Annotated in this window: 18 protein-coding genes; 10 read left to right on the top strand and 8 right to left on the bottom strand. The window is 45.3% G+C overall.

The annotated features are described in order from the left end of the window. Window positions 1-365: 365 nt before the first annotated feature. Complete coding sequence (locus tag J8Z23_RS21555; protein ID WP_005392172.1) at window positions 366-1,073, top strand: DUF445 domain-containing protein; 708 nt, start codon at window positions 366-368, stop codon at window positions 1,071-1,073. A gap of 101 nt (window positions 1,074-1,174) precedes the next feature. Here the strand turns inward: J8Z23_RS21555 and J8Z23_RS21550 are convergent, their stop codons facing one another. Both J8Z23_RS21550 and J8Z23_RS21545 read right to left on the bottom strand, forming a co-directional pair. Continuing rightward, on the bottom strand, window positions 1,175-1,651 hold the full coding sequence (locus J8Z23_RS21550; protein ID WP_006740877.1) for an Lrp/AsnC family transcriptional regulator: 477 nt from the start codon (window positions 1,649-1,651) through the stop codon (window positions 1,175-1,177). A gap of 290 nt (window positions 1,652-1,941) precedes the next feature. Then, window positions 1,942-2,190: a hypothetical protein gene (locus J8Z23_RS21545; protein ID WP_012842405.1), complete on the bottom strand. Its 249-nt coding sequence runs from the start codon at window positions 2,188-2,190 to the stop codon at window positions 1,942-1,944. Between the two features lie 384 nt (window positions 2,191-2,574). Between J8Z23_RS21545 and J8Z23_RS21540 the strand changes: the two genes are divergently transcribed. After that, a complete protein-coding gene (locus tag J8Z23_RS21540) occupies window positions 2,575-3,129 on the top strand; it encodes a GNAT family N-acetyltransferase (RefSeq protein ID WP_395206950.1) in 555 nt (184 codons plus the stop codon). A 58-nt stretch (window positions 3,130-3,187) separates the two neighbouring features. Here the strand turns inward: J8Z23_RS21540 and J8Z23_RS21535 are convergent, their stop codons facing one another. After that, the gene (locus tag J8Z23_RS21535) at window positions 3,188-3,427 is read right to left on the bottom strand and encodes an RNA recognition motif domain-containing protein (protein WP_005392166.1); all 240 of its coding nucleotides are present in this window, start codon (window positions 3,425-3,427) and stop codon (window positions 3,188-3,190) included. A 182-nt stretch (window positions 3,428-3,609) separates the two neighbouring features. Here J8Z23_RS21535 and J8Z23_RS21530 point away from each other — a divergent pair, with 182 nt between their 5' ends. After that, a complete protein-coding gene (locus tag J8Z23_RS21530) occupies window positions 3,610-4,143 on the top strand; it encodes a GNAT family N-acetyltransferase (protein ID WP_006740879.1) in 534 nt (177 codons plus the stop codon). Window positions 4,144-4,267: 124 nt separating this feature from the next. On the opposite strand, the gene putP is transcribed toward J8Z23_RS21530, so the two are convergent. The 4 genes from putP to J8Z23_RS21510 all read right to left on the bottom strand — a co-directional run bounded on the left by putP (window position 4,268) and on the right by J8Z23_RS21510 (window position 10,967). Continuing rightward, window positions 4,268-5,761, bottom strand: coding sequence for a sodium/proline symporter PutP (putP, locus tag J8Z23_RS21525; RefSeq protein WP_005392162.1), 1,494 nt, complete (start codon window positions 5,759-5,761; stop codon window positions 4,268-4,270). A gap of 136 nt (window positions 5,762-5,897) precedes the next feature. Further along, window positions 5,898-6,605 carry a 1-pyrroline-5-carboxylate dehydrogenase gene (locus tag J8Z23_RS21520; RefSeq protein WP_006740880.1) on the bottom strand — a complete coding sequence of 236 codons (708 nt, stop codon included), beginning with the start codon at window positions 6,603-6,605 and terminating at the stop codon, window positions 5,898-5,900. 11 nt (window positions 6,606-6,616) lie between these two features. Continuing rightward, complete coding sequence (putA, locus tag J8Z23_RS21515; RefSeq protein WP_434635365.1) at window positions 6,617-9,748, bottom strand: bifunctional proline dehydrogenase/L-glutamate gamma-semialdehyde dehydrogenase PutA; 3,132 nt, start codon at window positions 9,746-9,748, stop codon at window positions 6,617-6,619. 406 nt (window positions 9,749-10,154) lie between these two features. Then, complete coding sequence (locus J8Z23_RS21510; RefSeq protein ID WP_006740882.1) at window positions 10,155-10,967, bottom strand: AraC family transcriptional regulator; 813 nt, start codon at window positions 10,965-10,967, stop codon at window positions 10,155-10,157. Between the two features lie 974 nt (window positions 10,968-11,941). On the opposite strand from J8Z23_RS21510, the gene J8Z23_RS21505 reads away from it, so the two are divergent. Then, window positions 11,942-12,661, top strand: a complete 720-nt coding sequence (locus J8Z23_RS21505) for a helix-turn-helix transcriptional regulator (protein WP_005392144.1) — start codon at window positions 11,942-11,944, stop codon at window positions 12,659-12,661. A 72-nt stretch (window positions 12,662-12,733) separates the two neighbouring features. On the opposite strand, the gene pdxH is transcribed toward J8Z23_RS21505, so the two are convergent. Then, window positions 12,734-13,369, bottom strand: a complete 636-nt coding sequence (pdxH, locus tag J8Z23_RS21500) for a pyridoxamine 5'-phosphate oxidase (RefSeq protein ID WP_005392142.1) — start codon at window positions 13,367-13,369, stop codon at window positions 12,734-12,736. A 115-nt stretch (window positions 13,370-13,484) separates the two neighbouring features. Here pdxH and J8Z23_RS21495 point away from each other — a divergent pair, with 115 nt between their 5' ends. From J8Z23_RS21495 to J8Z23_RS21470, 6 genes are all read left to right on the top strand, one after another. Then, on the top strand, window positions 13,485-15,359 hold the full coding sequence (locus J8Z23_RS21495) for a sensor histidine kinase (RefSeq protein WP_434635841.1): 1,875 nt from the start codon (window positions 13,485-13,487) through the stop codon (window positions 15,357-15,359). After that, entirely contained in the window at window positions 15,352-16,578 is a 1,227-nt protein-coding gene (locus tag J8Z23_RS21490) for a sigma-54-dependent transcriptional regulator (protein WP_150917357.1), read from the top strand. The genes J8Z23_RS21495 and J8Z23_RS21490 overlap by 8 nt, the downstream gene beginning before the upstream one ends. A 172-nt stretch (window positions 16,579-16,750) precedes the next feature. Next, complete coding sequence (locus tag J8Z23_RS21485; protein WP_005392136.1) at window positions 16,751-18,142, top strand: HlyD family type I secretion periplasmic adaptor subunit; 1,392 nt, start codon at window positions 16,751-16,753, stop codon at window positions 18,140-18,142. A gap of 114 nt (window positions 18,143-18,256) precedes the next feature. Then, window positions 18,257-18,940: a transglutaminase-like cysteine peptidase gene (locus J8Z23_RS21480; protein ID WP_005392134.1), complete on the top strand. Its 684-nt coding sequence runs from the start codon at window positions 18,257-18,259 to the stop codon at window positions 18,938-18,940. A gap of 5 nt (window positions 18,941-18,945) precedes the next feature. Further along, window positions 18,946-20,859 (top strand): bifunctional diguanylate cyclase/phosphodiesterase, encoded by a 1,914-nt coding sequence (locus tag J8Z23_RS21475; RefSeq protein ID WP_031780239.1) that lies wholly within the window; start codon window positions 18,946-18,948, stop codon window positions 20,857-20,859. Window positions 20,860-20,874: 15 nt separating this feature from the next. Next, entirely contained in the window at window positions 20,875-22,989 is a 2,115-nt protein-coding gene (locus J8Z23_RS21470; RefSeq protein ID WP_256953214.1) for a type I secretion system permease/ATPase, read from the top strand. The last annotated feature ends 37 nt before the right edge of the window (window positions 22,990-23,026 follow it).

Below are 23,026 nucleotides of genomic sequence, written 5' to 3'. Positions count from 1 at the left end.
ATACTCAATAGATGGCTTAGTTATTAGATTAACAATAAGGTAATTAGCTTATGTGTAAATGTGGTTCAATGCAGATCGTACAACTCAAACCAAGTTGGGCTGACAAGCTATTCGGCTACTCAGAAAGATGGAAATGCCAACTTTGTTGTAAGATCTACCGCATCTAAAATTAAAAATAGAATCTTAGTTTTTCTAAGAAAAAGCAGTGGCCCGACAGTAATTGTCGGGTTTTGTTTTTCTGTACATCCATTTTTATCCCTTCGCAACACGGTCACTCATCACGGCAAAACCTAGCATCTCAATGTGACTTAGGTATAGAATCAGGCCCACTTATTTATTCCGATATTCACATATAACTGGTCACTATGAACAAAAGTTTGCTAACGAATGTCCTCGCTATCGCTTTGATGGCTGGAGGTCATCAATTACAAAACGACTACCTTTGGTATGCGGGGCTGTTTGCGTTCTCAGGCGCCATCACTAACTGGCTTGCCATCCACATGCTGTTTGAAAAAGTGCCTGGATTATACGGTTCTGGCGTGATCCCCGCGCGATTTGAAGAGTTTAAACTGGCTATCAAAAACTTGATGATGGAGCAGTTCTTTACCGAAGCGAACATCGATCGATTCTTGAACAAAGAAATGGCGGGCGGTGTAAACATCGATCTTCAACCTGTGATTGAGAAAGTGGATTTAAACCCAGCGTTTGACTCTTTGGTAGAAGTGATCGAAGGCTCTCAATTTGGCGGCATGCTAGCGATGTTTGGCGGCGCGGAGGCATTACAACCTATGCGGCAGCCTTTCGTCGAAAAGATGCAAGAATCCATTATTGAGTTGAGCAAGAGCGATAACATCAAAGAAGCACTGAAAGAGCAGTTCGAATCTCCTGCTATGATGGATGAGATAAAGCAAAACATTGAAGGCATCATTGATCAGCGCTTGAGCGAGTTAACACCCGCACTGGTCAAAGAAATGGTGCAAAAAATGATTAAAGAACACCTTGGCTGGCTAGTCGTTTGGGGTGGCGTATTTGGTGGTTTGATTGGTGTTATCAGCACCTTTATCGGCGCATAGTCGCTCACCGATTTATCAAAAAGGAGCTTCGGCTCCTTTTTTGATCTTGAAAAAGTAATATGCCAAGCCACGCTAAATAACGGGCTCAACGCATGCCTCGCCTAACCAAGGAGCTCCGGGTTCACGCCAAATCCTGTTTTATGTTCTTCAATTACCACTTCACTGCGAGTCTGGATTACGCCCGGAAGCGTGCCTAACTTACTCGACATAAACTCCTGATACGCTTTCATACTCTTAACACGAACCTTTATCATGGTATCGAAGTCCCCAGAGAGCGAATAACACTCTTCAATTTCCGGCATCAATTCGACGGCTTTCGCAAACTTTTCAAAAATGGAAAAACTGGTTTGGTCTAAGCGAATATGGATGAATACTTGCACATCCAACCCTAATTTTTCCGCATTCAGCTCCGCATGGTAGCCATTGATATACCCCTCTTTTTCTAGCCGCTTCACGCGGTCAGAACATGGCGAGGTCGTTAAGTTGATCTGCTTTGCGAGTTCAACAACTGGAATTCTGCCTCTTGAATGAAGCACTCTCAAAATGTGTAAATCAATCCGGTCCAATTGGTAACTCATTAACCACATCCTTGTAACCACTCAGGAAGCATCACATTAATCGTTGCTTAAACAATTGCAAACCATCAAATGCACAGCATGTGAAATTCAGCAGAGAATAATTAGAAAATAACTAAGGAAGGAAAGGGCTGCGATTACTGCCGCTCTCTCCATAACCGAGTATGAAGAACAAAAGTAATCTAGCGGCTCCCGTAGAGTCGCAAATTTGAAAGCGTGTGATACGCCTTTATAGATCTGGCGTGCGGGACAAGCCGCCCTGTTTAGCTATTAATCATAGCTATCGCTCTGAATTAGAGAGCTGCCGACGTATGCCTGGTAGGATGAGGAATCACTTCTCCAATTGCACGATGATTACAGCATCGGCAGTAGTATTGTGGTTCCATCTCGTAGTAGTGTTCACCTGATACAAATTTCGCCATCAGCTGTGTAAAACTCACCACTTTACCTGTCAACGAATCAACGGGCTGTGGCTCGCAACGCTTCATGATCACTTTATGTTGCGTTGATTTTCTACAAGCTGCGCAATATATATCCGGCATTTCTCTTCTCCCTGTTTTTCAGTACTACTGACAATTGACATATTTTGTTCAAAATAATTCCACAATAAAAAAGCCCCTTTAATTTTTTGTGTCCTATCTTCAAAAAATTGGACGAAAGTATCAAAAAATTGAGACATTGGTCAGACCTCAACTTTTGTACCATTATTATGAACGAACGCACTTATGTGTGTAATAATACGACACATCACACATAAGCAATTGTTGCTACTCGCTATTTCAATCTGCAATGAACAGTTCTATGGCGTTTTAAATATGGCTTTCACTCACATTTCCTATTCAGGCATTACTTGGTTGTTTAAACATGCCTGATTTACAGTGTGAATCTGCAATTTCCACGATACTGACGCATCTCAAGGACGCACGATGACGCTTCAACCAACACTCACGACACAAAGGCTTATTCTTCGCCCATTTCATCCGACAGACAGCGAAAAAGTCGCACGACTCGCAGGAGACAAGAGCATTGCAGATATGACGGCAAATATTCCTCATCCCTATGAAGAGCCGATGGCACAAGTTTGGATTAAGAGCCATGTTGGCCTATATCACCAACGTAGTGGGGTCATATATGCCATTACCCTGCGTCAAGACGAAGCGTTAATTGGTGCTGTTAGTCTGCTAAACATCTCCGAGGGAGTCGGCACATTAGGGTATTGGCTTGGCGTCGATTATTGGGGTAATGGGTTTGCTCAAGAAGCGTCAATGGCTTTAATTCAATTTGCCAGACCACATTTTGAGTTATCGGGCCTAAAAGCGATGCATTTGGTCGAAAACAGACAATCCCAATCAGTCATTCAAAAGTTGGGCATGACGTATATCGACAATCACATCATCAAAATGCAGGGAAAAGAACGAGAAGTCTGCGTATACCAGCAAATATTTTCGCCTCAAGTAACCGTAGCAACCTCTCAAAATTAAGGCACTAAAAAACCAGCCTCTCAGCTGGTTTTATCTTTCACCTTGAAAGGCAAAAATACTAGTCTTGTGCGACTTTCACACGAATCTTGCTCTTGTGTACTGAAGACAGGTTTAGTGCCTCCAACGCCGCAACGGCTTCGGCTTCATCCGGCATGATCACAAAACCAAACCCTTTTGATAAACCCGTTTCTTGATCAAGCACGACGGTGCAAAGCTCAACTTTGCCGTAGTTTGAGAACAGAGTACGGATGTCTTGCTCTGTCGTCTCACGAGCTAAGTTTCTTACTAGAAGTTTCATATTAAACCATTTTATGTTTATAACGCCTCAATTCTCTCAGCTTCTCCCTTACAAACCAAGTGAATAATGTTGTTGCGAAGGCTAGATGTCTCTAAGTGTTTCTGTTTAAATGATTTTTAGTGATAACGCTCTGAATCCTGCATTACGAAACGATTGGAGTATAAAAGCCTAGGAGATTCGACATGGAAACCAAACGTTTAAAGCTCATCCCAGCTTGCTTGGAACGTGCAGAAGAAGCACATCAGGCCGTTGTTCGTAGCCAAAAAACGCTTGAAGTTTACCTGCCATGGGTACCTCACGTGCTCACTTTAGAAGCGATGATTGCAGGGACAGAGAAAGCCATCGCAAACTTTGAAAACTTCGAAGAAGAGTTGCGCTACTACCTAATCGACAAGGAAAGCGATCGTTTACTCGGCGCCATTGGGTTAATGATCCATGATCAAGAGATACCGGCATTTGAGATTGGCTATTGGCTTGATGATCGCGCGGTAGGCTACGGTTATATCTCTGAGGCGGTAGCGGCGATTGAAAACTATGCATTCGAAGCGTTGGACGCGAAAAGAATCGCGATTTTAGCCGATGCGAACAACCGTAAAAGTCGTGCGGTTGCTGAGCGCTGTGGGTATGAGTTTGAAGGTGAGCTACGCAATGCTCGGCGTGCGCCTTCTGGCGAGCTGAGTAACACCGTCATTTACGCCAAAGTTCGTCGTGACTAACACACTCACAACGAATAAAGCGACGTGAAAATCTGGCCTCAAGCAATCACCATTAACGTTTATTAAGTTCAGATAAAACAAAGCCCGCTGTATAAGCGGGCTTTGTGTTCGTAAAAGGAAGTAATTAGTCTAGTTCAACTAGTTTCTTCTCGTACGATTGATGTTGGTCTAATACGTCTTGCGCTGCACCGCCTGTCGCTTTGCTGATAACAACGATAGCAAGCGTAGAGAAGATGATGCCCGGTACGATTTCGTACACATCAAACCAACCGCCAGTTAGCTGCTTCCAAACTACGATAGTGATACCACCAACAAGGATACCTGCTAGTGCGCCGTTACGGTTCATACCGCTCCAGTAAAGGCTAAGTACAACCGCAGGACCAAATGCAGCACCGAAGCCAGCCCAAGCGTAAGAAACAAGACCAAGTACTGAACTATCTGGTGTCATTGCTAGGAATAGCGCAACAAGCGAAATCACGATAACGCCGATACGGCCAATCATTACGATTTCTTCAGAAGAGGCTTCTGGCTTGAATACTTGCTTGTAGAAATCTTCTGCAAGCGCTGAAGATGAAACAAGAAGCTGTGAGTCTGCTGTACTCATTACCGCCGCTAGGATTGCTGCTAACAACATACCCGCAACGACAGGGTGGAATACTGCGTTAACCAATAACATGAAGATCTTCTCGCCATCTTCTAGTTGAGTGCCCGGATGACCCGTAACCCAAACCAGACCGACAAGACCAACAAGCATTGCACCAACCATAGATAGTGCAGTCCAAATCACAGCGATACGACGTGCAGTCGTTAGATCTTTGTTTGAACGAGACGCTTTAAAACGCGCTAGGATGTGTGGCTGACCAAAGTAACCAAGACCCCATGCCGCTAAAGAGATGATAGCAATCGCAGACAGTGGTTCGCCTTTGGCGTCATTCCATAGCGTTGCAAGTTCTGGGTTGATGTCATGCAGATCAGAAGTTAGCTGACCTAGACCACCGTCCATTACTGCAACAGGAACAATCATTAGCGCAGCCGCCATTAGCAAGCCTTGCACTAAGTCAGTCCAAGATACCGCAAGGAAACCACCGAATAGTGTGTAAGAAACCACACACACCGTACCGATGATAACAGCGTAGGTGTAATCTAGACCGAATACCGTCTCAAACAGTTTGCCCCCTGCGACCAAACCTGAGCTGGTGTAGAAAAGGAAAAATAGAAGAATGAAAAACGCAGAGATTGTCTGGATCAGTTTCGACTTATCGTTGAAGCGACGTGACAGGAACTCTGGCAACGTTAACGCGTCAGTTTGGATACTGTAGGTACGTAGGCGTTTTGCACTGATGAGCCAGTTTGCCCATGTACCAAGAAGTAGACCGCCGGCTAACCAGAAGGCCTCGATACCCGCAGCGTACGCATAGCCAGGCAAGCCTAGCAGCAACCAACCACTCATGTCTGAAGCACCTGCAGATAATGCAGCAGGCCACGGACCTAGGCTACGGCCACCTAGGAAGTAATCAGATGAATTGGAAGTCCTCTTATACGCGTAAACGCCAATAGCAACCATAATCAGTAAATACGCCACAAAAGTGGACGTGATAGCAAAGCTATTTTCTATCATTAGATAGTCCTCGTTATAATTATTTCCTTCCTTGCCTGCCCTGATATTTTACCGTCTCAGCAATACATCAGAGTATAAGAAACCAATCTGGACCGGCTCTCAGTCCAGTTACTCCAGATTGGTATCACAAGTCAGGTTAGTGAGTTTCGTTCCCCAACTCGAGTAGAGTCGCGTTACCACCCACCGCGGTAATATTTATCGTTCGAGTGCGCTCGGTAATGAAGCGCAACGAGAGATGAGGATCATGAGCCAATTTCGGTGACTCTAAATCCGTTTCAGAAACTAAGCCGACGATTGCACCGTCACGCTTAGCTAGTTGAAGATTGAGCGCATGCTCAACCTGTGAACGCCCAACATAACCCACACTACGTACATCGCTCTCAAGCAACGGGGCAGACGCATCGTACGCAACAACCTGGACTAAGTTAGATGGGAAGTTTGCCAACGCTACAGCTTGCTTAACCAGTTGGTTTAGCTCTGCATTGTCACTGCAAACGACCACGCTGTTGCCTGCAATTAAGGCACAGGTGATCATTGCAAAAGCACTGTATAACGCATTATCAGCAGGCTCGATGTTGTTTTCACAAATCACCAAAGCCACACCGCGTCCTGCGGCATACAGTTCGTTAGTTTCCCCTGTAGGGCCAACTAACTGGTGAGTTTCTGCAAGAAGAGTTGATGCTTGTTGCAAGTGGTAAGAAACCACTTTGGCAACGGTAGACTGCTGCCCTTCTAATGCAGATTTAAATGCCAGAACATGCTCGCATTTGTAATCAAAATCAGTCAGATTCCACTGCTCCCACGCAGAGAATGCATCTTTAAAATAGGTGATCTGATGAACCATAATGCGACTCCTTATGCGTTTTCTGCTTGAGCAAGAAGATGTTGAGTAAAGCGGAATAGGTAGTGTGGACCACCAGCTTTCGGACCAGTACCCGACAAGCCTTGACCACCAAACGGCTGTACGCCAACCACAGCACCAACTTGGTCTCGGTTGATGTAGCAGTTACCCACTCGAGCGTGTTTCTCAATCCAACGGTACGTGGTTTCGTTACGGCTATGGATACCCATCGTCAAGCCAAAACCTGTCTTATTGATCTGCGCAACCACGTTCGGTAATTCAGACGCTTTAAAGCGAACAATGTGCAAGATTGGACCAAATTGTTCTTCTTTCAGCACATCGATGCCCGAGATTTCAAACGCACTTGGTGAGACAAAGTCACCATGCTGGCACGATTCATCCAGCTGTAGCTGAGCGACTTTAGTCTGTGTTTTGCTCATTTGCTCAAGGTGAGCAAGGAGTTTTTGTTTTGCATTGCTGTCGATAACCGGACCAACATCCGTTTTGTGTAGGTAAGGTAAACCAACATGCAGCTCATTCATCGCACCTTGAATCAGGTTGATCATACGGTCTGCTACATCTTCTTGTACAAATAGAACACGAAGGGCAGAACAACGCTGGCCGGCAGATGCAAACGCCGAACGAATCACATCACGCACCACCTGCTCTGGCAATGCAGTACTGTCCACGATCATCGCGTTTTGACCACCTGTTTCCGCAATAAACGGAACCGGTTTCGCGCTGCGCTCTGCGAGCGTGACGTTAATGCGTTGCGCAGTTGCCGTTGAACCAGTGAATGCCACACCAGCAATGGCATCATGAGAAGTCAGTGCATGACCAATCTCAGCGCCGCGACCAGTAAGTAACTGAATCACACCAGCTGGGAAACCCGCATCAAGCATTAATTCAATAGCGCGAGCGGCGATTAAGCTTGTTTGCTCAGCAGGTTTTGCAACCACAGTGTTACTTGCAATCAGTGCTGCCGTTACCTGACCAAGGAAGATAGCCAGCGGGAAGTTCCAAGGGCTGATACACACAAACACACCAAGACCTTCACGGCTAGAAATGCGTTTCACACCATCGAAACCCTCTAGCTCAAATTGCTGTAGGTTTTGCGCTTGTTTCGCGTAATAACGACAGAAATCCACTGCTTCACGAACTTCATCAATACTATCGTGAATCGTCTTGCCCGCTTCTTTGTGACAAATCGCCACCAGCTCAGCCAGATTTTCTTCCATTAAGTCAGCAAGCTTTTCTAAACAAGCCGCTTTTTGCTCAACAGGAACACCTTTCCAATCAGAGAAAGCAGTTTGCGCCGCATCAATTGCAGCGGAAACATGATCAAGTGTTGCAAATGCCACCTTGCCGACTTCAATTCGGCGATCGTACGGTGCGGTGATGATCTCAGCCGCATTTTCCTTGATCATGCTTTCGGCAAAACGCTCACCATTGATCATCGGGCCTGCAACCCACTGATTGTCCATGAAGCTTTCTACTTGCGCTTCAAATGGCTTCGCCTCACTGTCGATATCAATGTTGACGCCGTATGAGTTCTTACGCTCAGGGAAGATGTCGGCAGGTAATGGGATCTTGTCGTTGTGTAGCGTGTCAAAACCCGTCAACACATCAACAGGGTGATGAGTCAACTCGTAAATCGGACAACGCGCATCAACCAATCGATGTACAAAAGAGCTGTTCGCGCCATTTTCAAGCAGACGACGAACCAAGTACGGAAGAAGATCAGCATGGCTACCGACAGGAGCGTAAATACGTACTGGCTGACCATACATTTCCATAACATGGTTATACAGTGAGTCACCCATACCATGTAGACGCTGGAACTCGTACTCTTTGTGCTCAGCCATAACGGCGATTGCCGTCACCGTGTGGGCATTGTGGCTTGCAAATTGCGGGTAGATATTACCGCGAACACCTTCGCTAAGTAGGAAACGAGCACAAGCTAGGTACGCAACGTCCGTCGCTTCTTTGCGAGTGTATACCGGGTAATTAGCGTAACCCGCTTGTTGAGACCACTTGATTTCGCTGTCCCAGTACGCGCCTTTAACCAAACGCAGCGGAATAAGGTCACCCTGCTCTTTTGCGAGTGCGTTTAGCCACACCAAGACTGGTAGAGCACGTTTTGAGTAGGCTTGAATAACCAAACCAAACTTGCCCCAACCTTTCACAAGATCGCTACGGTACACTTTCTCAAATAGCTTCAGAGAAAGCTCAAGGCGATCCGCTTCTTCTGCATCGATTGTGATTGCAACGTCGACTTCAATTGCACGTTTCAATAGCTGCATTAGTGAGTCATACAACTCTGTCATTACACGTTCTTCATTTGCGACTTCGTAGCGCGGGTGTAATGCAGAAAGCTTGATGGAAATCGAAGGCGCAGGACTGGTGTCATTGCCGTAAGTTTCTCGACCTACCGCTTCGATCGCCATTAGGTAATCTTTGAAGTACTTGTTCGCGTCCGCTGTAGTTAACGCCGCCTCACCTAACATATCAAATGAGTAGGTGAAACCTTTGTCGCGCATTGGGCGACCATTCTTTTGCGCTTCTTCGATCGTACGGCCACGAACAAACTGATGACCCATGATCTTCATTGCCTGATACATGGCTTTACGAATCACAGGCTCAGAGAATTTATTTACCAGACGGTTTACAGCCTGACCTGGGCTCTGGGTGCCTTGCTCACCAAGACCAACCACTTTACCTGTTAGCATAAGTCCCCATGTTGATGCGTTAACAAACACAGAGTCAGAGTTTTTCAGGTGAGATTTCCAGTCTGCGACGCTCAACTTATCTTTAATCAAAGAATCTGCTGTCGCGGCATCTGGGATGCGCATTAATGCTTCTGCAAGACACATCAGCAAGATACCTTCTTGAGTATCTAAGCTGTATTCCAACAATAGAGCATCAATCATCTGGATTGACTTCTTATCGGCACGAATGGCTTCGATAAGTTGGGTAGTTTGGGTAGTGATCGCCGATTTTTCATCCTCTGTCGGCGTCGCTAGTGGCAATAGTTGCTCTAGCCATTGAGACTCGTCCACCATATACAATGGCGAGATCAGTGACCACAACTTATCAAGCGGCTGCCCGATAAATTCCGGTGTCAACACGTTCGTAGCTGTAAACATGTGTGTTCCTCAATCTCACTCCTCGAAAACCGCTTCGAGGATTATCAATGGCTGGCAGTGTATTTTGAGGCCGATAAGAATACTTGTCAAAAACTACGACATTTTTGCCAAAAACTCGCTTTTATAACAAAACATCCACATAGTCACATTCAAATAGGTAATATTTTGTGTTGTAAATTTTAATTTTTTCATTGCAATCACAACAAAATATCAAGAATATCAATAAGATTTTTGTGAAGCGTCCGTTCTAAGAGAAAATGTAGGATCAAGTGGCATATCAGTCACACCAAAGGACAGAGAATTTAACAAAACGAGAGATAGGTCACGTGAATAAAACACAAAAAAACCATGCATATTGCATGGTTTTGTTCTGATTGCTGCTAATTTGACCTAAAAATACGCGTTGTTATCCAACTTGTTTTTTATAGCGGGATGGCGATATTCCCTGTAAGCGAGTAAAAGTATGAGTAAACGTACTCTGGCTTGAGAAACCAGTGAATTCGGCAATTTGCCCTAAAGAAAGGTGGCCTTGCTCGATTAATTCACGAGCCATGTCGATACGCTTTCCGAGAACATATTGATGAGGTGTAATCCCCATCTGCTCCTTAAACAAGCAATGGAACTGACTTTCCCCAAGAAACACTCGTCCCGCTAACTGAGCCACACTGATCTTATGGCTAAGGTGCTGCTCGATGTAGCGATCAATCGCCTCCAAATCAAAGCGTGACTCTTTTCGGCTAGTCTCAAATGCCGAGATATGGCGCTGCATTAATGCAATCACGGTGTCGTTGCACGCGCGACTTAACAGCAGGTCGTCCGGATGGTTTCGCATTTCCTGAACCAACATCTGTATCAGCTTCTGAATTTGACCGTCTAACTGAAAGTAGACATGATCTCTTTCTAGATTATTGATTTTCTGCAGCATTTCAGGATCATCATTTGTCGGTTTTGGCATATTCAGCACCAAAATATCCGATTGATTAATGACGCCACCGAAAGCATGATCAGAGCATGCGGTTACCACACAACCTTGGCCAGGACCGACAAGATTACCTCGTCCACGCACTTCAAATTCGGCTTGTCCTTTTAAACCAATCACGATCTGTGTGTAAGAATGATCATGGCAGTCCATATAAGACGGAAGTGTGATCAGTTCTGCTGGCTTAGGCAGCATAATCTCTTGATATGGCGGGGCTTTGGGGTTATCTGAATCACTCATTTTAAACAGTCGTCTTTACACGGTCAGCTTACGTCTTGGCATCATATACCTTCCTTGTTGGGTTGCAACTTTTCCCCAACTCAATCGCACAAGATCAAAACAGCATGATCAAGTTCGTTTACATGATCATAGTTCCGGAACGATGATCATGCGAGGTTAACTTACGGTCAATGAGCAACCAATTTTATTAACAAAAACGGATAGATAGAAGCACCTTACGTATACATAACCAATAGATATAAAGATCCTTGTTACCGAACAATCCGTTATTTGGTAGAACACTGCGGTTCAAAATAGATAAATCGCCTCATAAACAGATCAAAGCCACATCTTGAAATCAACATAGAGGGATTTCCCCCCTTACTAATATGCTTCTGATTCAATACATTAGTCCTCGAGCTTTAAGATGCATACGATCTAAAGCTCTCGGTATCTCATTGATACCTCTAACTTACTTAGCAGACCCTCGCTAGGTAATTTAGAACCTCTTCTACACGTCGACAAGATTATATCTTGTGTTGCCAGCCCGTCTTCAGGCTGGCTTTTTTTTCGCTTCTCAACAATGAAAACAATGGCATAAGCTGATATTATAGCTTTCGTCTCACTGTCCCTCTCATATGACTTAGGCGCCGTTCTCCCTCTCGATGAGTGATATGAACGCCAACTAAATTACAACTGAGTTGTAGGAAGCATGATCAAGGACGATACGAGTTGTAAGCCGAACATCAGGCGGACATCCGTGAGCGCACATATCTGTAATGAAACAGACCATTTTCCCAATTAAATTCTTCGTTCAATTTCGTTGTTGTTTATCACTGTGTGACGAAAATATCGAACACCATGAACTTAATTGGATTGAGCGCCAATCAACGAACGTGTTCTAGCAACATGACTGCCTACTTGGCAATGTCAATATTAACAACGCAACACGGACGTCTCTGTATTGGTAAAAGCAGTATGTAGTGAGTCCTTTTGTGAATATTTCAGTCGATACCATAGAACAATCCCTCCTTAAACAGCTACCAGGTTGTTGGGGATGCAAAGATAAAGATTCGGTATTCCGCTACGTAAACCAGGAATACGCAGAACTGTTGGGACACACGTCGCCCGAGGAGTGCGTCGGTAAAACTGATTTTGAGATGGCGAGCCCAACCACTGAATGTGCACAAGAATTTCAACGCCAAGATAAACACGTTATCGAAACTGGTGAGTCACTCAAAATTCTTGATATCCACCCTTATCCAGATGGCCGATGGCGAGCCCATATCTTTACTAAAACACCGTGGCGAGATGACAATGGTAACATCGTAGGGACCATTTTCTACGGAAGAGAACTCACCGACACCGCCGTGATTGAAGTCGGGTATTGGGTTTGTCGTGCAATCAGCACCAACCCTAATCAGCAATCCATCTTTCGTTTCTCTGACTTACAGCCAAAACCAGAGAAGCTCACATGTCGCGAGCAAGAAACGCTTTTCCTCTTGCTCTACGGCAAGAAGCCACAATTCATCTCTCAGGTCATGGGTATATCAACAAAAACCGTTGAAGGTCACGTCGCACGCTTACGTAATAAGTTTGCAGCGAACAGCAAGAACGAACTAATAGATAAAGCAATGGAAGCTGGCTACGGCTCTGTTGTACCCAAAACTCTGCTTAAGCATCAATTATCGGTAGTGTTGAATGGAGAGCGATAATTCGCGCCACTTTCCACCTACAAAAACACCGCCCAAGTGGGCGGTGTTTGTTTATTCATGAGGCACGAGAGTTTATGGCGCAAGACGGTCAATGTCCCAACTTCCATCATGTTGGGAGAAAAGAAAGCGATCATGAAGACGATGTTCACCACCCTGCCAAAACTCAATACTCTGTGGTTTTACGCGAAAGCCACCCCAGAAGGTTGGAACCGGTATTTCACCCTTAGCAAATTTCTGTTTTAGCTCTAAAAACTTACCTTCTAATACGCCTCGAGCAGAAATACGGCTACTTTGCTTGCTCGCGATTGCGGCTAATTGGCTCTCTTTTGGACGAGAAGTAAAGTATTTCATATTTTCTACTGCGGTGAGCTTTTCCGCCACACCAGTAATATGAACCTGGCGCTCTAACGGATGCCAAGGGAAGTGCAAACTAATATTGCTGTTATGCTCAAGCTGCTGGGCCTTGCGACTGCCTAGGTTGGTGTAAAATACAAAGCCATTTTTGTCGACGTTTTTTAATAGAACAATGCGTTGAAACGGCATGCCATTTTCATCAACCGTTGCAACTGTCATCGCAGTCGGATCCGTTAAACCCGCTTCAACTGCTTGCTCTAGCCACAGATTAAATTGATCAATAGGATCAGCTTTCAAATCTTTACGACGTAGCCCACCTTTGGTGTACTCACGACGAATATCAGCAAGTTCCATCTTTACTCCTTCACTCGTTTTTGTCGATTGTGCTCCCGATACTGAGGAAATACAAGGACATCATTGTGCCTGTTATCGTTGCCGCTCACAGCATCACAGTGTGTCATTTGATACCATGACACAAAAAACCAGTGAGCTGATCGTGAACTTACTCAACCCTAAAGCCCTACGCCATTTTCTATTGCTACTGTGTGCCGTTGGCATTTCAGGGCTTGCGCTTACTCATCATTACGCAACTCAATACCAACATGATCAGTGGCAACAAAAGCTAGAGAGACAAGCAGCGCAAGTGTCGCAAGAAGTCGACTACGAGCTGGCAAAGTTTGAACAGATACCAAACCTATTAAGTCACGATCCGAGATTACTCAAAGCAGTAGAACGCGGAGCGCCCTCTCACGAGCTCAACCTATTGTTAGCAGATTGGTTGAAACAAAGTTTGGCCGATACGATTTACGTTCATGACCGCACAGGGTTGGTCATTGCCTCAAGTAACTTTCAGCAAGAGGATACGTTTGTTGGTTCCAGCTTTAGCTATCGTCCCTATTTTAAAAATGCGCGACGCGGTGAACCTGCTCAATATGTCGGGTTAGGCGTTCGTTCAAATAAACGTGGGTACTTCTTCTCATCTCCGCTTTGGGTAAATGATGAGGTCGTTGGCGTGATCACGGTAAAAGTGAATTTGGAGCAGTTAGAACAGCGTCTTTCGCAAACCACGACGGACGTACTCATCACGGATAAACACAATGTCGTGTTTATGAGCAATTTGCCTAACTGGCGCTATCGTGCACTTTTCCCGCTGTCACCGAGTGCGATAAACGAGCTTACCGAAACGCGTCAGTATGGCGATACCTTACCAGAGTATTTTGGTGAGCTTACCGCGCAAAGTGGCGTCACCGAGTTTGCTGATAATCAATTGCTCCTCTCACCCAATTACCTCGCATACGCGACACATGTATTGGATAAAGGATTTCGCGTCGTTGCCTTGATAAACCACAACACCGTCCTTGCCGCCGTTTTACAGGCTGATATCGTCTTCCTGATTCTATATGCGCTCATTGCGCTGATTGCGTTAGCGTGGTTCCAAACACTAGTGAACAAGGCACGCCTAGCCGACCTTAATGTGAGCCTAGAAGAAAAAGTAGTGCAACGGACACTAGTGCTGAGTGAAGCCAACCAAAAGCTACACCAGACCATCCGCCAATATGAACAAAGCCAACAAGAGCTTAAACAAACACAACAAGAACTGACGCAAGCCGCGAAATTGGCATTGTTGGGTGAGCTGTCTGCCAGTATTAATCATGAGATAAATCAACCACTTTCCGCACTAAGAACCTATACCGAAAACTCACAGCGTTTGTTGGCAATGGAAAAATACCCAATGGTCGCCGACAATTTGGGCAAAATGCTGACACTCAATGACACTATTTCGGAAGTGATCGCACGCTTAAAAGTCTTCACTCGGAAAGCCACGCACGATTCACACAATGAAATCGCGGTACTGCACGACGCAGTGCATACTGCCACCAGCATTTTGAGCAACAAACTCATTAAACAAGGGGTGACATTAAAAGTCCCAGCTATCGATTATAATGTGAAGCTAGCAATTCACAGCGTTGAGTTAGAGCAAGTTCTGATCAATCTCTTCCATAATGCTGCACAAGCGATGGAAAACTACTGCATTGATCCGCAAATATCTATTGCCGTTCAGTGTCATGATGACAGCTGTGACATTCTTGTTTCCGACAACGGGCCCGGCATGTCGGACGAAGCCTTAGCAAAAGTCTTTGACCCATTTTTTACGACTAAGCCAGAGGGCTTAGGATTAGGTTTGACCATCTCCAAACGCATTTTAGAAAGCTATCACGGTTCACTCAGTGCTTATAAACATCAGAACACGGAACAACAAGCAGGAGGCATGACCTTTATCGTGACGCTGCCAATCGCTATCCAAAACCAACGCAACCCAGAAGTGGAAAACAACCATGAATAATCCCGTTTTCTTTGTTGATGATGAACCACATATTCGTGATGCCGTCGCTCAAGCACTGCTTATTGAAGGGATAGACGTCACCTGCTTACCAAACGCCGTGGAAGCCTTGCGCGTTATCGACCCAAATACGCCAGCGATCATCATCACCGATATCCATATGCCCGTGATGGATGGATTGGAGTTCATGCGAACGTTGCGAAGCAAAAACGATCACTTCCAATTTATCGTGCTCACAGGACACGGTGATGTCAAAACCGCGGTAGATGCGATGAAAAGCGGCGCGTACGACTTTCTCGAAAAGCCTTTTTCAACGGAACAACTTATGAAGTCGCTCAATAACGCTGGTGATAAGTTGAATCTATTGCAGGAAAACATCTGGCTTAAAAAAGAGCTCGACATGCAAACTCATGTTGGTCCGAAAATGATTGGTCACAGTAAAGCCATGGTGAGCATTCGTCGAGCTTTGATCAGCGCACCAACGAACCAGCCGATCATTTTTGTTGGTCAAGATGGCACAGGTCGCCGGCTCGCCGCACAATTTGCCCACGACATACATGCAACGCCAGACAGCGAGTTAATCGCCGCTTCTGGTGAGGATCTCTATGAGCTTTCATTAGAAGCTCTCGATAAAGCCATACATCGCTTGATTGAAGGAAAAAGCCATTGCAGCTTGTACTTACATAGTGCTGAGCATGTGTCATATGAACAATGGCAATGCTTATTTAACCACCCGAAACTTGAGCGTGTTTTTGGTGCAACAACCCAAGTTGATCCGTCTATCAAAGCCCTGGCTAGTCTAATTCACTTGCCGACACTCGATGAAAGAAAAGAAGACATTGGACCTTTATATAAGCACTTTGTACGCCACGCAGCGAGCCGTTATCAGCTTCAACCGCCACACATTAGCTTAGAAGAAGTCAAACATCTGACCGATTTAGAATGGCCAGAAAATATTAAGCAGCTGCGCCAATTTGCAGAACTTCGCGCACTCAAGCCAGATACCTTCCGAATGGAAGATTGGAACAGTGAAAAAAGTATCGAAATTCAGAGTATGACTCAGCGCACAGAATACTTTGAATATTGCTTATTATTCGATGCACTACAAAGACACCGAGGCAGACTCAAAGAGGTTCAACTAGAATTACAGGTATCACGCAAAACCTTGTACGACAAACTAAAAAAACATCAGTTGGATAAAACCAAGTTCAAGGCGCAATAGCCATACTCTGACGGTATCTCCACTTTTCTTTTGCTAGAGAAGCATTGAAAACGCTCATTCGGAGAGAGAATGGTCTTCGTCTCATATTTTTATTCGCCGAGCATACTGACATGATCGGTTAATAATAATAAGATCAAAAAGATAATCAGCATTTATATAAGCAGGGACTGTGATGAGCCGAGATAACTACAACAAACTCAACAATGAAGAGTTGGATTTTGTTGACGACAAAACTGCAGCATTGCTCCTCAACACCCCCAACAGCGCACGTTTGATGCTCTGGGTGATGGTGTTGTTTTTTATTGCTGCAATAGGCTGGGCATCTTGGGCCGAAATCGACCAGGTCACTGTTGGTCAGGGAAAAGTCATTCCCTCTTCACAGATTCAAGTTGTCCAAAACTTAGAAGGTGGCTTAGTCAAAGAAATTTTAGTCAAAGAAGGTCAGTTGGTTGAAAAAGGTCAGCAGTTGCTTCTTATCGATGACACTCGCTTTCGCTCTGATTTTCGTGAGCGTGAACAACAAGTTGCTAACCTAACTGCGTCTGTTCTGCAACTCTCAGCTTCAATCAACAGTGTTGCCGTGAATCGTGATTTTGAAACGGAAAACTGGCGCCAAAGCGTAGTACTCGATTATGGCAAACTGACCTTTCCACCAACTTTAGAAGAAACTCAGCCGAAACTCACTCAGCGCCAGAAAGCAGAATACCGCGAAGATTTAGACAATTTACGCAACCAACTTTCGGTGATTGACCAACAAGTTCAGCAAAAGCAGCAGGACTTAGTAGAGATTGAAGCGCGAGTAAGGAACTTACGTCAAAGCTATCAATATGCGAAGAAAGAATTAGACATCACCAAACCGTTGGCTGATGAAGGTGTTGTGCCTCGTATTGAATTACTCAAGTTACAACGCCAAGTCAACGACACCCGCCGCGAAATGACTTCCAGTGAGCTCAAAATCCCGGTGTTAAAGTCAGCGATTCGAGAATCCATGCTTAATCGCATTGATGTTGCGCTCAAATTCCGTTCTGAACAGCAAGAGAAACTCAACAGCGCCCAAGACCAGTTATCTGCTTTGGTTGAATCAGCAGTGGGTTTAGAAGATAGAGTCAATCGAACCGTTGTGAACTCGCCAGTCACAGGCAAAATCAAAACGCTGAACATCAACACCGTTGGGGGTGTTATCCAGCCAGGCATGGATATCGTCGAAATTGTACCAACTGAAGATACGTTATTAGTAGAAGCGAAAATTGCGCCAAAAGACATTGCATTTTTGCGCCCAGACCTACACGCCATCGTGAAGTTTACGGCTTACGACTTCACTAAGTACGGAGGCTTAGAGGGTGAATTGGAGCACATCAGCGCAGATACAACCCAAGATGAAGAAGGAAATAGCTTTTACATCGTTCGTGTCCGCACCGATAAAACGAATTTTGGTCAAGATGCAGATTTACCAATCATTCCAGGAATGACGGCATCGGTCGATATCATCACAGGGAAGCGAACCGTTTTGGAATATCTACTTAAACCGATTTTAAGTGCCAAAACGAACGCCTTGAAGGAGTAAATCACACCAAGGTACTCACAACGGCGAGTATTGAGCGATAAGTGATTAAATAAAAAGCACTTGTTTCTCACTGACGAACCCTTTAGAAGAGTATACTTGTGATATGAGTCGAATATGCGATCCAATTTGAAGCGTAAAGTTACATTATTAATCAGTTTAAGTTGTTTTTCGTTCCAAATTGGTGCGTTAAGCAGTAAAGAACAACAATGGGTCAATACGGTCACAGCGGTGTACGGCGAACGTGCGGGATTGCGCGTAAATACATGGCGAAAAAACCTCGACTTATTTAAACAATTAGAGACACATGAACAGCTCGCTGGCGTCAACGACTTTTTTAACCAGCTGTATTTTGTTGACGACATAAAACTGTGGGGAAAGACAGATTATTGGGCTACGCCACTCGAATTTTTAGGGAGTAATGCAGGGGATTGTGAGGATTTCACCATCGCCAAGTACTTCTCGTTACTCGAGCTAGGAATACCAGATTCTAAGATGCGTTTGATCTACGTAAAAGCCATCGAACTGAATCAGTTTCACATGGTATTAGCTTACTACCCAACCCCAAGCTCTGAGCCGCTCATTCTCGACAATATCAACCCTGATATTGTCCGAGCCTCTAAACGTAGCGACTTGCTACCGATATACAGTTTTAATGGTACAAACCTGTGGTTGATGAAGTCTTCTGCTAGCACTGGAGAGCTGGCAGGGAAAGCATCACGGTTGAGCCTTTGGAATGACTTACGCTCGCGCGAACGTAAGTTGCAGTTAAATAAACCTAAAATTAACTATGACGAGTGAGAAACATGACCCTATATAAGAAGCTTGTAGTGGGAATGGTTACGGTCTTTATACTCTTGTTGGCATCAGTATTCGTAATCCAATTCAACACGACTCGAGACAGCTTGGAACAACAGCAACGTTCAGAGGTCAACAACACCATTAACACCGTAGGTTTGGCATTGGCTCCTTACCTTAAAGACAAAGATAAAGTCGCGGTAGAATCCGTGATTAATGCTCTGTTTGACGGCAGCACCTACTCGGTTGTTCGCCTTACCGCTTTAGATTCTGACTACCAAATCGTGCGCACTTACCCGGTAAAACCAAGTACGGTGCCACAATGGTTTATCGACATGAATCTATTCAAAGCCATTCACGATAAGCGCGTAGTAACCAGTGGTTGGATGCAACTTGCTGAAGTGGAAATCATTAGCCACCCAGGAGCAGCTTACGAGCAGCTCTGGCAAGGCTTTATTGGTTTGTTATCTGCATTCAGTGTCATTTTCCTGGCTGGTTTAATTGCGATTTCGTACATCCTCCGTCGCTCACTAAAACCATTAGCGGCCATCGTGAAGAAAATGCATGAAATCGCTAATAACCAATTTGGTGAACCACTTGCTCGTCCAAGAACGAAAGATCTGATCGCGGTGGTAGATGGCATTAACATGATGTCTGCTCAAATTGAGCTGTCATTCAAAGAGCAAGCGAAAGAGGCACAACGACTGCGTGCTCAAGCTTACCTCGACCCTATCTCCAAACTGGGTAATCGCTCGTTCTACATCAACCAAATAGACCAATGGCTTGCAGAGCAAACGCAAGGGGGTATCGCGCTACTCCATGCAGAATACATTGGTGACATTTACGAGACAAAAGACTACCAACGCGCCGATGCCCACGTAAAAGAACTGTCTCAACGTCTGAAAAACACCATTGATGTGCCGGGAGCTACCATTGCACGCCTATCTAGTGATGAGTTTGGCCTGCTTTTCCCACACATGGATGAAAGCGAACTACGCATTTTGGCGGACAGCATCGTGAACTGCGTTAACGGGTTGAACACTGATCCAACCGGTCTAGCCAAACCAAAAGCAGCCTTAGGTGTTGCGCATAGTAAAGACCAAAAAACGCGCTCTGAAATCTTATCTATGGTGGATAATGCGCTCTCGAAAGCCAAAGCTCAACCAGACAAAGCTTACGGCTTTATCGGCAGTGACACACCTTCTAACTTAATGGGTAAACAGCAGTGGAAAGCGCTGGTTGAAGAAGCGATTCATAGCGATTGGGTTAAATTCCGCTTCCAAGCAGCGAAGAACACTTGGGGTAAAGTGTTCCATAACGAAGTGTTCTCAAGCATCGAAAAAGAGGGCGAAACGTTCCGTGCCAACCAATATTTATTCGCACTAGAGCAGCTAGACGCCACCAATATTTTCGACCAATACGTTATTGAGTCGATGATTAAGATGTTGGAAAGTGGCGAGCTAACCGATCCTGTCGCGATCAATATTGCGCAAAGTAGCTTGTCTCAGCCATCGTTCATTCGCTGGACCACCAGCATGTTGGAAAAACACGCAAAAGTGGCCTCTAAGCTACACTTTGAAATTCCAGAGGAGTGTTTTATTGATCAGCCTCACCACACGGCGCTGTTATGTAATGCCATTCGCCAATCCGGGGCTGAGTTTGGCGTAGATAACTATGGACGTAACTTCCAATCATTGGAGTACATCCAAGAGTTCCGTCCTAACTATGTGAAGCTCGATTACCTATTCACACACAACTTACACGACGAAAAACAGAAATTCACGCTAACGTCGATTTCTCGTACTGCCCATAACCTAGGCATTACGACTATCGCGTCGCGTATTGAAACTCAAATCCAGTTGGACTTCCTCACCGAGCATTTTGTTGAGGTATTCCAAGGATTCATCGTCGACAAGGAATAAAAAGGTTTACCACAGATGAAAGACCCTTTACTGAATTCGCTCATCTACGTTAGCCGTTACTATGGGTTAGCTAACTCGCCAGAAGCGCTGGTCAATGGCCTTCCGCTTTCAGACGGCAAGCTAACTCCATTTTTGCTACCAAGAGCAGCGGAAAGGGCCGGATTGGTTGCCAAGGAAAACCGTGCAGAGCTGGAGAACATCTCCAGCCTGATTCTGCCGGCAATCTTAGTTCTTAAAGGCGGTGACTCATGCGTTCTCAACAGCATTAACACGGAGACACGCGAAGCCGAAGTCACCACCTTAGAAAGTGGAATGGTGCCAATCTCCATTCCATTAGAAGACCTACTTGAGCAGTACACTGGTCGCTACTTTTTAGTTAAAAAACAATTCCGTTTCGATGAGCGCTCTCCCGAGGTGCTCAAAACCAACGAAGGTCACTGGTTTTGGTCAACCTTGTGGCAGTCAAAACGTATCTACCGCGATGTTTTAATCGCCTCACTTCTCATCAACCTCTTTGCCGTTGCCGCCCCGCTGTTCACTCGTTTGGTGTACGACAAAGTGGTACCAAATCTCGCGTTTGAAACCTTATGGGTATTGGCAAGCGGCATCTTTGTTGTCTTTCTATTCGATTTCATACTCAAATCGTTGAGAAACTACTTTATTGATGTCGCAGGAAAGAAGTCTGACATTCTGATTTCCTCCAAACTGTTCAGCAAAGTGATGGGCATCCGAATGGAGTCCAAGCCGCCTTCGGTCGGCGCATTCGCTCGCCATCTTCAAGAGTTTGAATCTATTCGAGAATTCTTCACGTCTGCAACCGTCAGTGCCCTAATTGACCTGCCTTTTGCCATTCTGTTCTTGGTGATTATATGGCTAATGGCTGGCGATCTTGTGTATGTTCCAATGGTCGGCGTGGTCATTTTGATTGTTCATTCACTACTGATTCAAGGACCGCTACGTCGCTCTATAGAGGAGGGGTCACGCTTAGCATCGCAAAAATACGCCAACTTAATTGAGAGTCTAGCGGGGCTAGAAACCGTAAAAATGCTCAGCGCGCAAAGCCAATTCCAATACCGTTGGGAAGAAGCGGTGGCGCACATGGCGAACTGGAACATCAAAAGCCGCCGCATTACCGACAGCATCCAGAACGCGGCTGGCTTCGTACAGCAAAGTAGTAACGTTGGGATGATCATTCTCGGTGTTTATCTGATTGCAGAAGGCGAACTCACCATGGGTGGCTTAATTGCCGCAACCATGTTGAGTGGTCGCGCCATAGGGCCTTTGGTTCAGTTGTCTTTGCTCTCAACGCGCTACAACCAGGCGAAGTCTTCTATGACGATTATCAATCAAGTCATGGAAATGCCGGATGAGCAAGAAGAAGGGAAACGCTACATCCATCGCCCAATAATCCAAGGTAAGATTGAAATTGATCGCGTAACGTTTCATTACCCAGACTCTCCTGTCGCGTCTATACGTAACATTTCTCTCACGATAAATCCTGGTGAAAAAGTCGCGATAATCGGTCGGATTGGTTCGGGTAAGACAACGTTAGAGCGCTTGATTATGGGCTTGTATAAGCCAACAGAGGGGCACGTACGTATCGATGATACTGATATTGCACAGCTTCATCACGTTGATGTTCGACGTAACATCGGCTGTGTGCCTCAAGATTCGAATCTATTCTTCGGTTCGATTCGCGACAATATTACCTTGGGTCGTCCACTAACCGATGACCGAGACGTGCTTGATGCAGCAAACCGTGCAGGCGTGACCGCATTTACACAATCGGATCCAGCTGGTTTAGAACGTCAAGTAGGTGAAGGTGGTGCGATGCTTTCTGGTGGTCAACGTCAAGCCGTCACGATCGCTCGTGCATTTTTGGGCCGTCCTCCTGTCCTACTCATGGATGAACCGACCAGCGCGATGGATAACCGCTCTGAAATGCATATTAAGCACCAGCTATCTCAGCTCAAACCGAGCGAAACATTGATACTGATTACGCATAAAACGTCGATGCTCGACATCGTTGATCGAGTAATTGTGATGGAGAAAGGCAGCATCATTGCTGACGGTCCTAAAGCGCAAGTGCTGAATGACCTGAAGCAAGGCAAAGTACGTGCGGTTAGCTAACCGAAATTAGCATTTACAAAAGAGAAAGGCCCCGTTT

This window comes from Vibrio sp. SCSIO 43086 (assembly GCF_051132235.1).
GTDB lineage: Bacteria > Pseudomonadota > Gammaproteobacteria > Enterobacterales > Vibrionaceae > Vibrio > Vibrio diabolicus.
Note: the sequence above shows the minus strand (reverse complement) of the source record. Positions and strands in the feature narration are given on the sequence as shown.

Coding starts and splice junctions, on each gene's coding strand:
- J8Z23_RS21470 (WP_256953214.1), top strand. CDS start 20,875: ATGAAAGACCCTTTACTGAATTCGCTCATCTACGTTAGCCGTTACTAT.
- J8Z23_RS21550 (WP_006740877.1), bottom strand. CDS start 1,651: ATGAGTTACCAATTGGACCGGATTGATTTACACATTTTGAGAGTGCTT.
- J8Z23_RS21520 (WP_006740880.1), bottom strand. CDS start 6,605: ATGGTTCATCAGATCACCTATTTTAAAGATGCATTCTCTGCGTGGGAG.
- J8Z23_RS21490 (WP_150917357.1), top strand. CDS start 15,352: ATGAATAATCCCGTTTTCTTTGTTGATGATGAACCACATATTCGTGAT.
- J8Z23_RS21535 (WP_005392166.1), bottom strand. CDS start 3,427: ATGAAACTTCTAGTAAGAAACTTAGCTCGTGAGACGACAGAGCAAGAC.
- J8Z23_RS21530 (WP_006740879.1), top strand. CDS start 3,610: ATGGAAACCAAACGTTTAAAGCTCATCCCAGCTTGCTTGGAACGTGCA.
- putP (WP_005392162.1), bottom strand. CDS start 5,761: ATGATAGAAAATAGCTTTGCTATCACGTCCACTTTTGTGGCGTATTTA.
- J8Z23_RS21485 (WP_005392136.1), top strand. CDS start 16,751: ATGAGCCGAGATAACTACAACAAACTCAACAATGAAGAGTTGGATTTT.
- J8Z23_RS21555 (WP_005392172.1), top strand. CDS start 366: ATGAACAAAAGTTTGCTAACGAATGTCCTCGCTATCGCTTTGATGGCT.
- J8Z23_RS21475 (WP_031780239.1), top strand. CDS start 18,946: ATGACCCTATATAAGAAGCTTGTAGTGGGAATGGTTACGGTCTTTATA.
- J8Z23_RS21495 (WP_434635841.1), top strand. CDS start 13,485: ATGACACAAAAAACCAGTGAGCTGATCGTGAACTTACTCAACCCTAAA.
- putA (WP_434635365.1), bottom strand. CDS start 9,748: ATGTTTACAGCTACGAACGTGTTGACACCGGAATTTATCGGGCAGCCG.
- J8Z23_RS21480 (WP_005392134.1), top strand. CDS start 18,257: ATGCGATCCAATTTGAAGCGTAAAGTTACATTATTAATCAGTTTAAGT.
- pdxH (WP_005392142.1), bottom strand. CDS start 13,369: ATGGAACTTGCTGATATTCGTCGTGAGTACACCAAAGGTGGGCTACGT.
- J8Z23_RS21545 (WP_012842405.1), bottom strand. CDS start 2,190: ATGCCGGATATATATTGCGCAGCTTGTAGAAAATCAACGCAACATAAA.
- J8Z23_RS21540 (WP_395206950.1), top strand. CDS start 2,575: ATGACGCTTCAACCAACACTCACGACACAAAGGCTTATTCTTCGCCCA.
- J8Z23_RS21510 (WP_006740882.1), bottom strand. CDS start 10,967: ATGAGTGATTCAGATAACCCCAAAGCCCCGCCATATCAAGAGATTATG.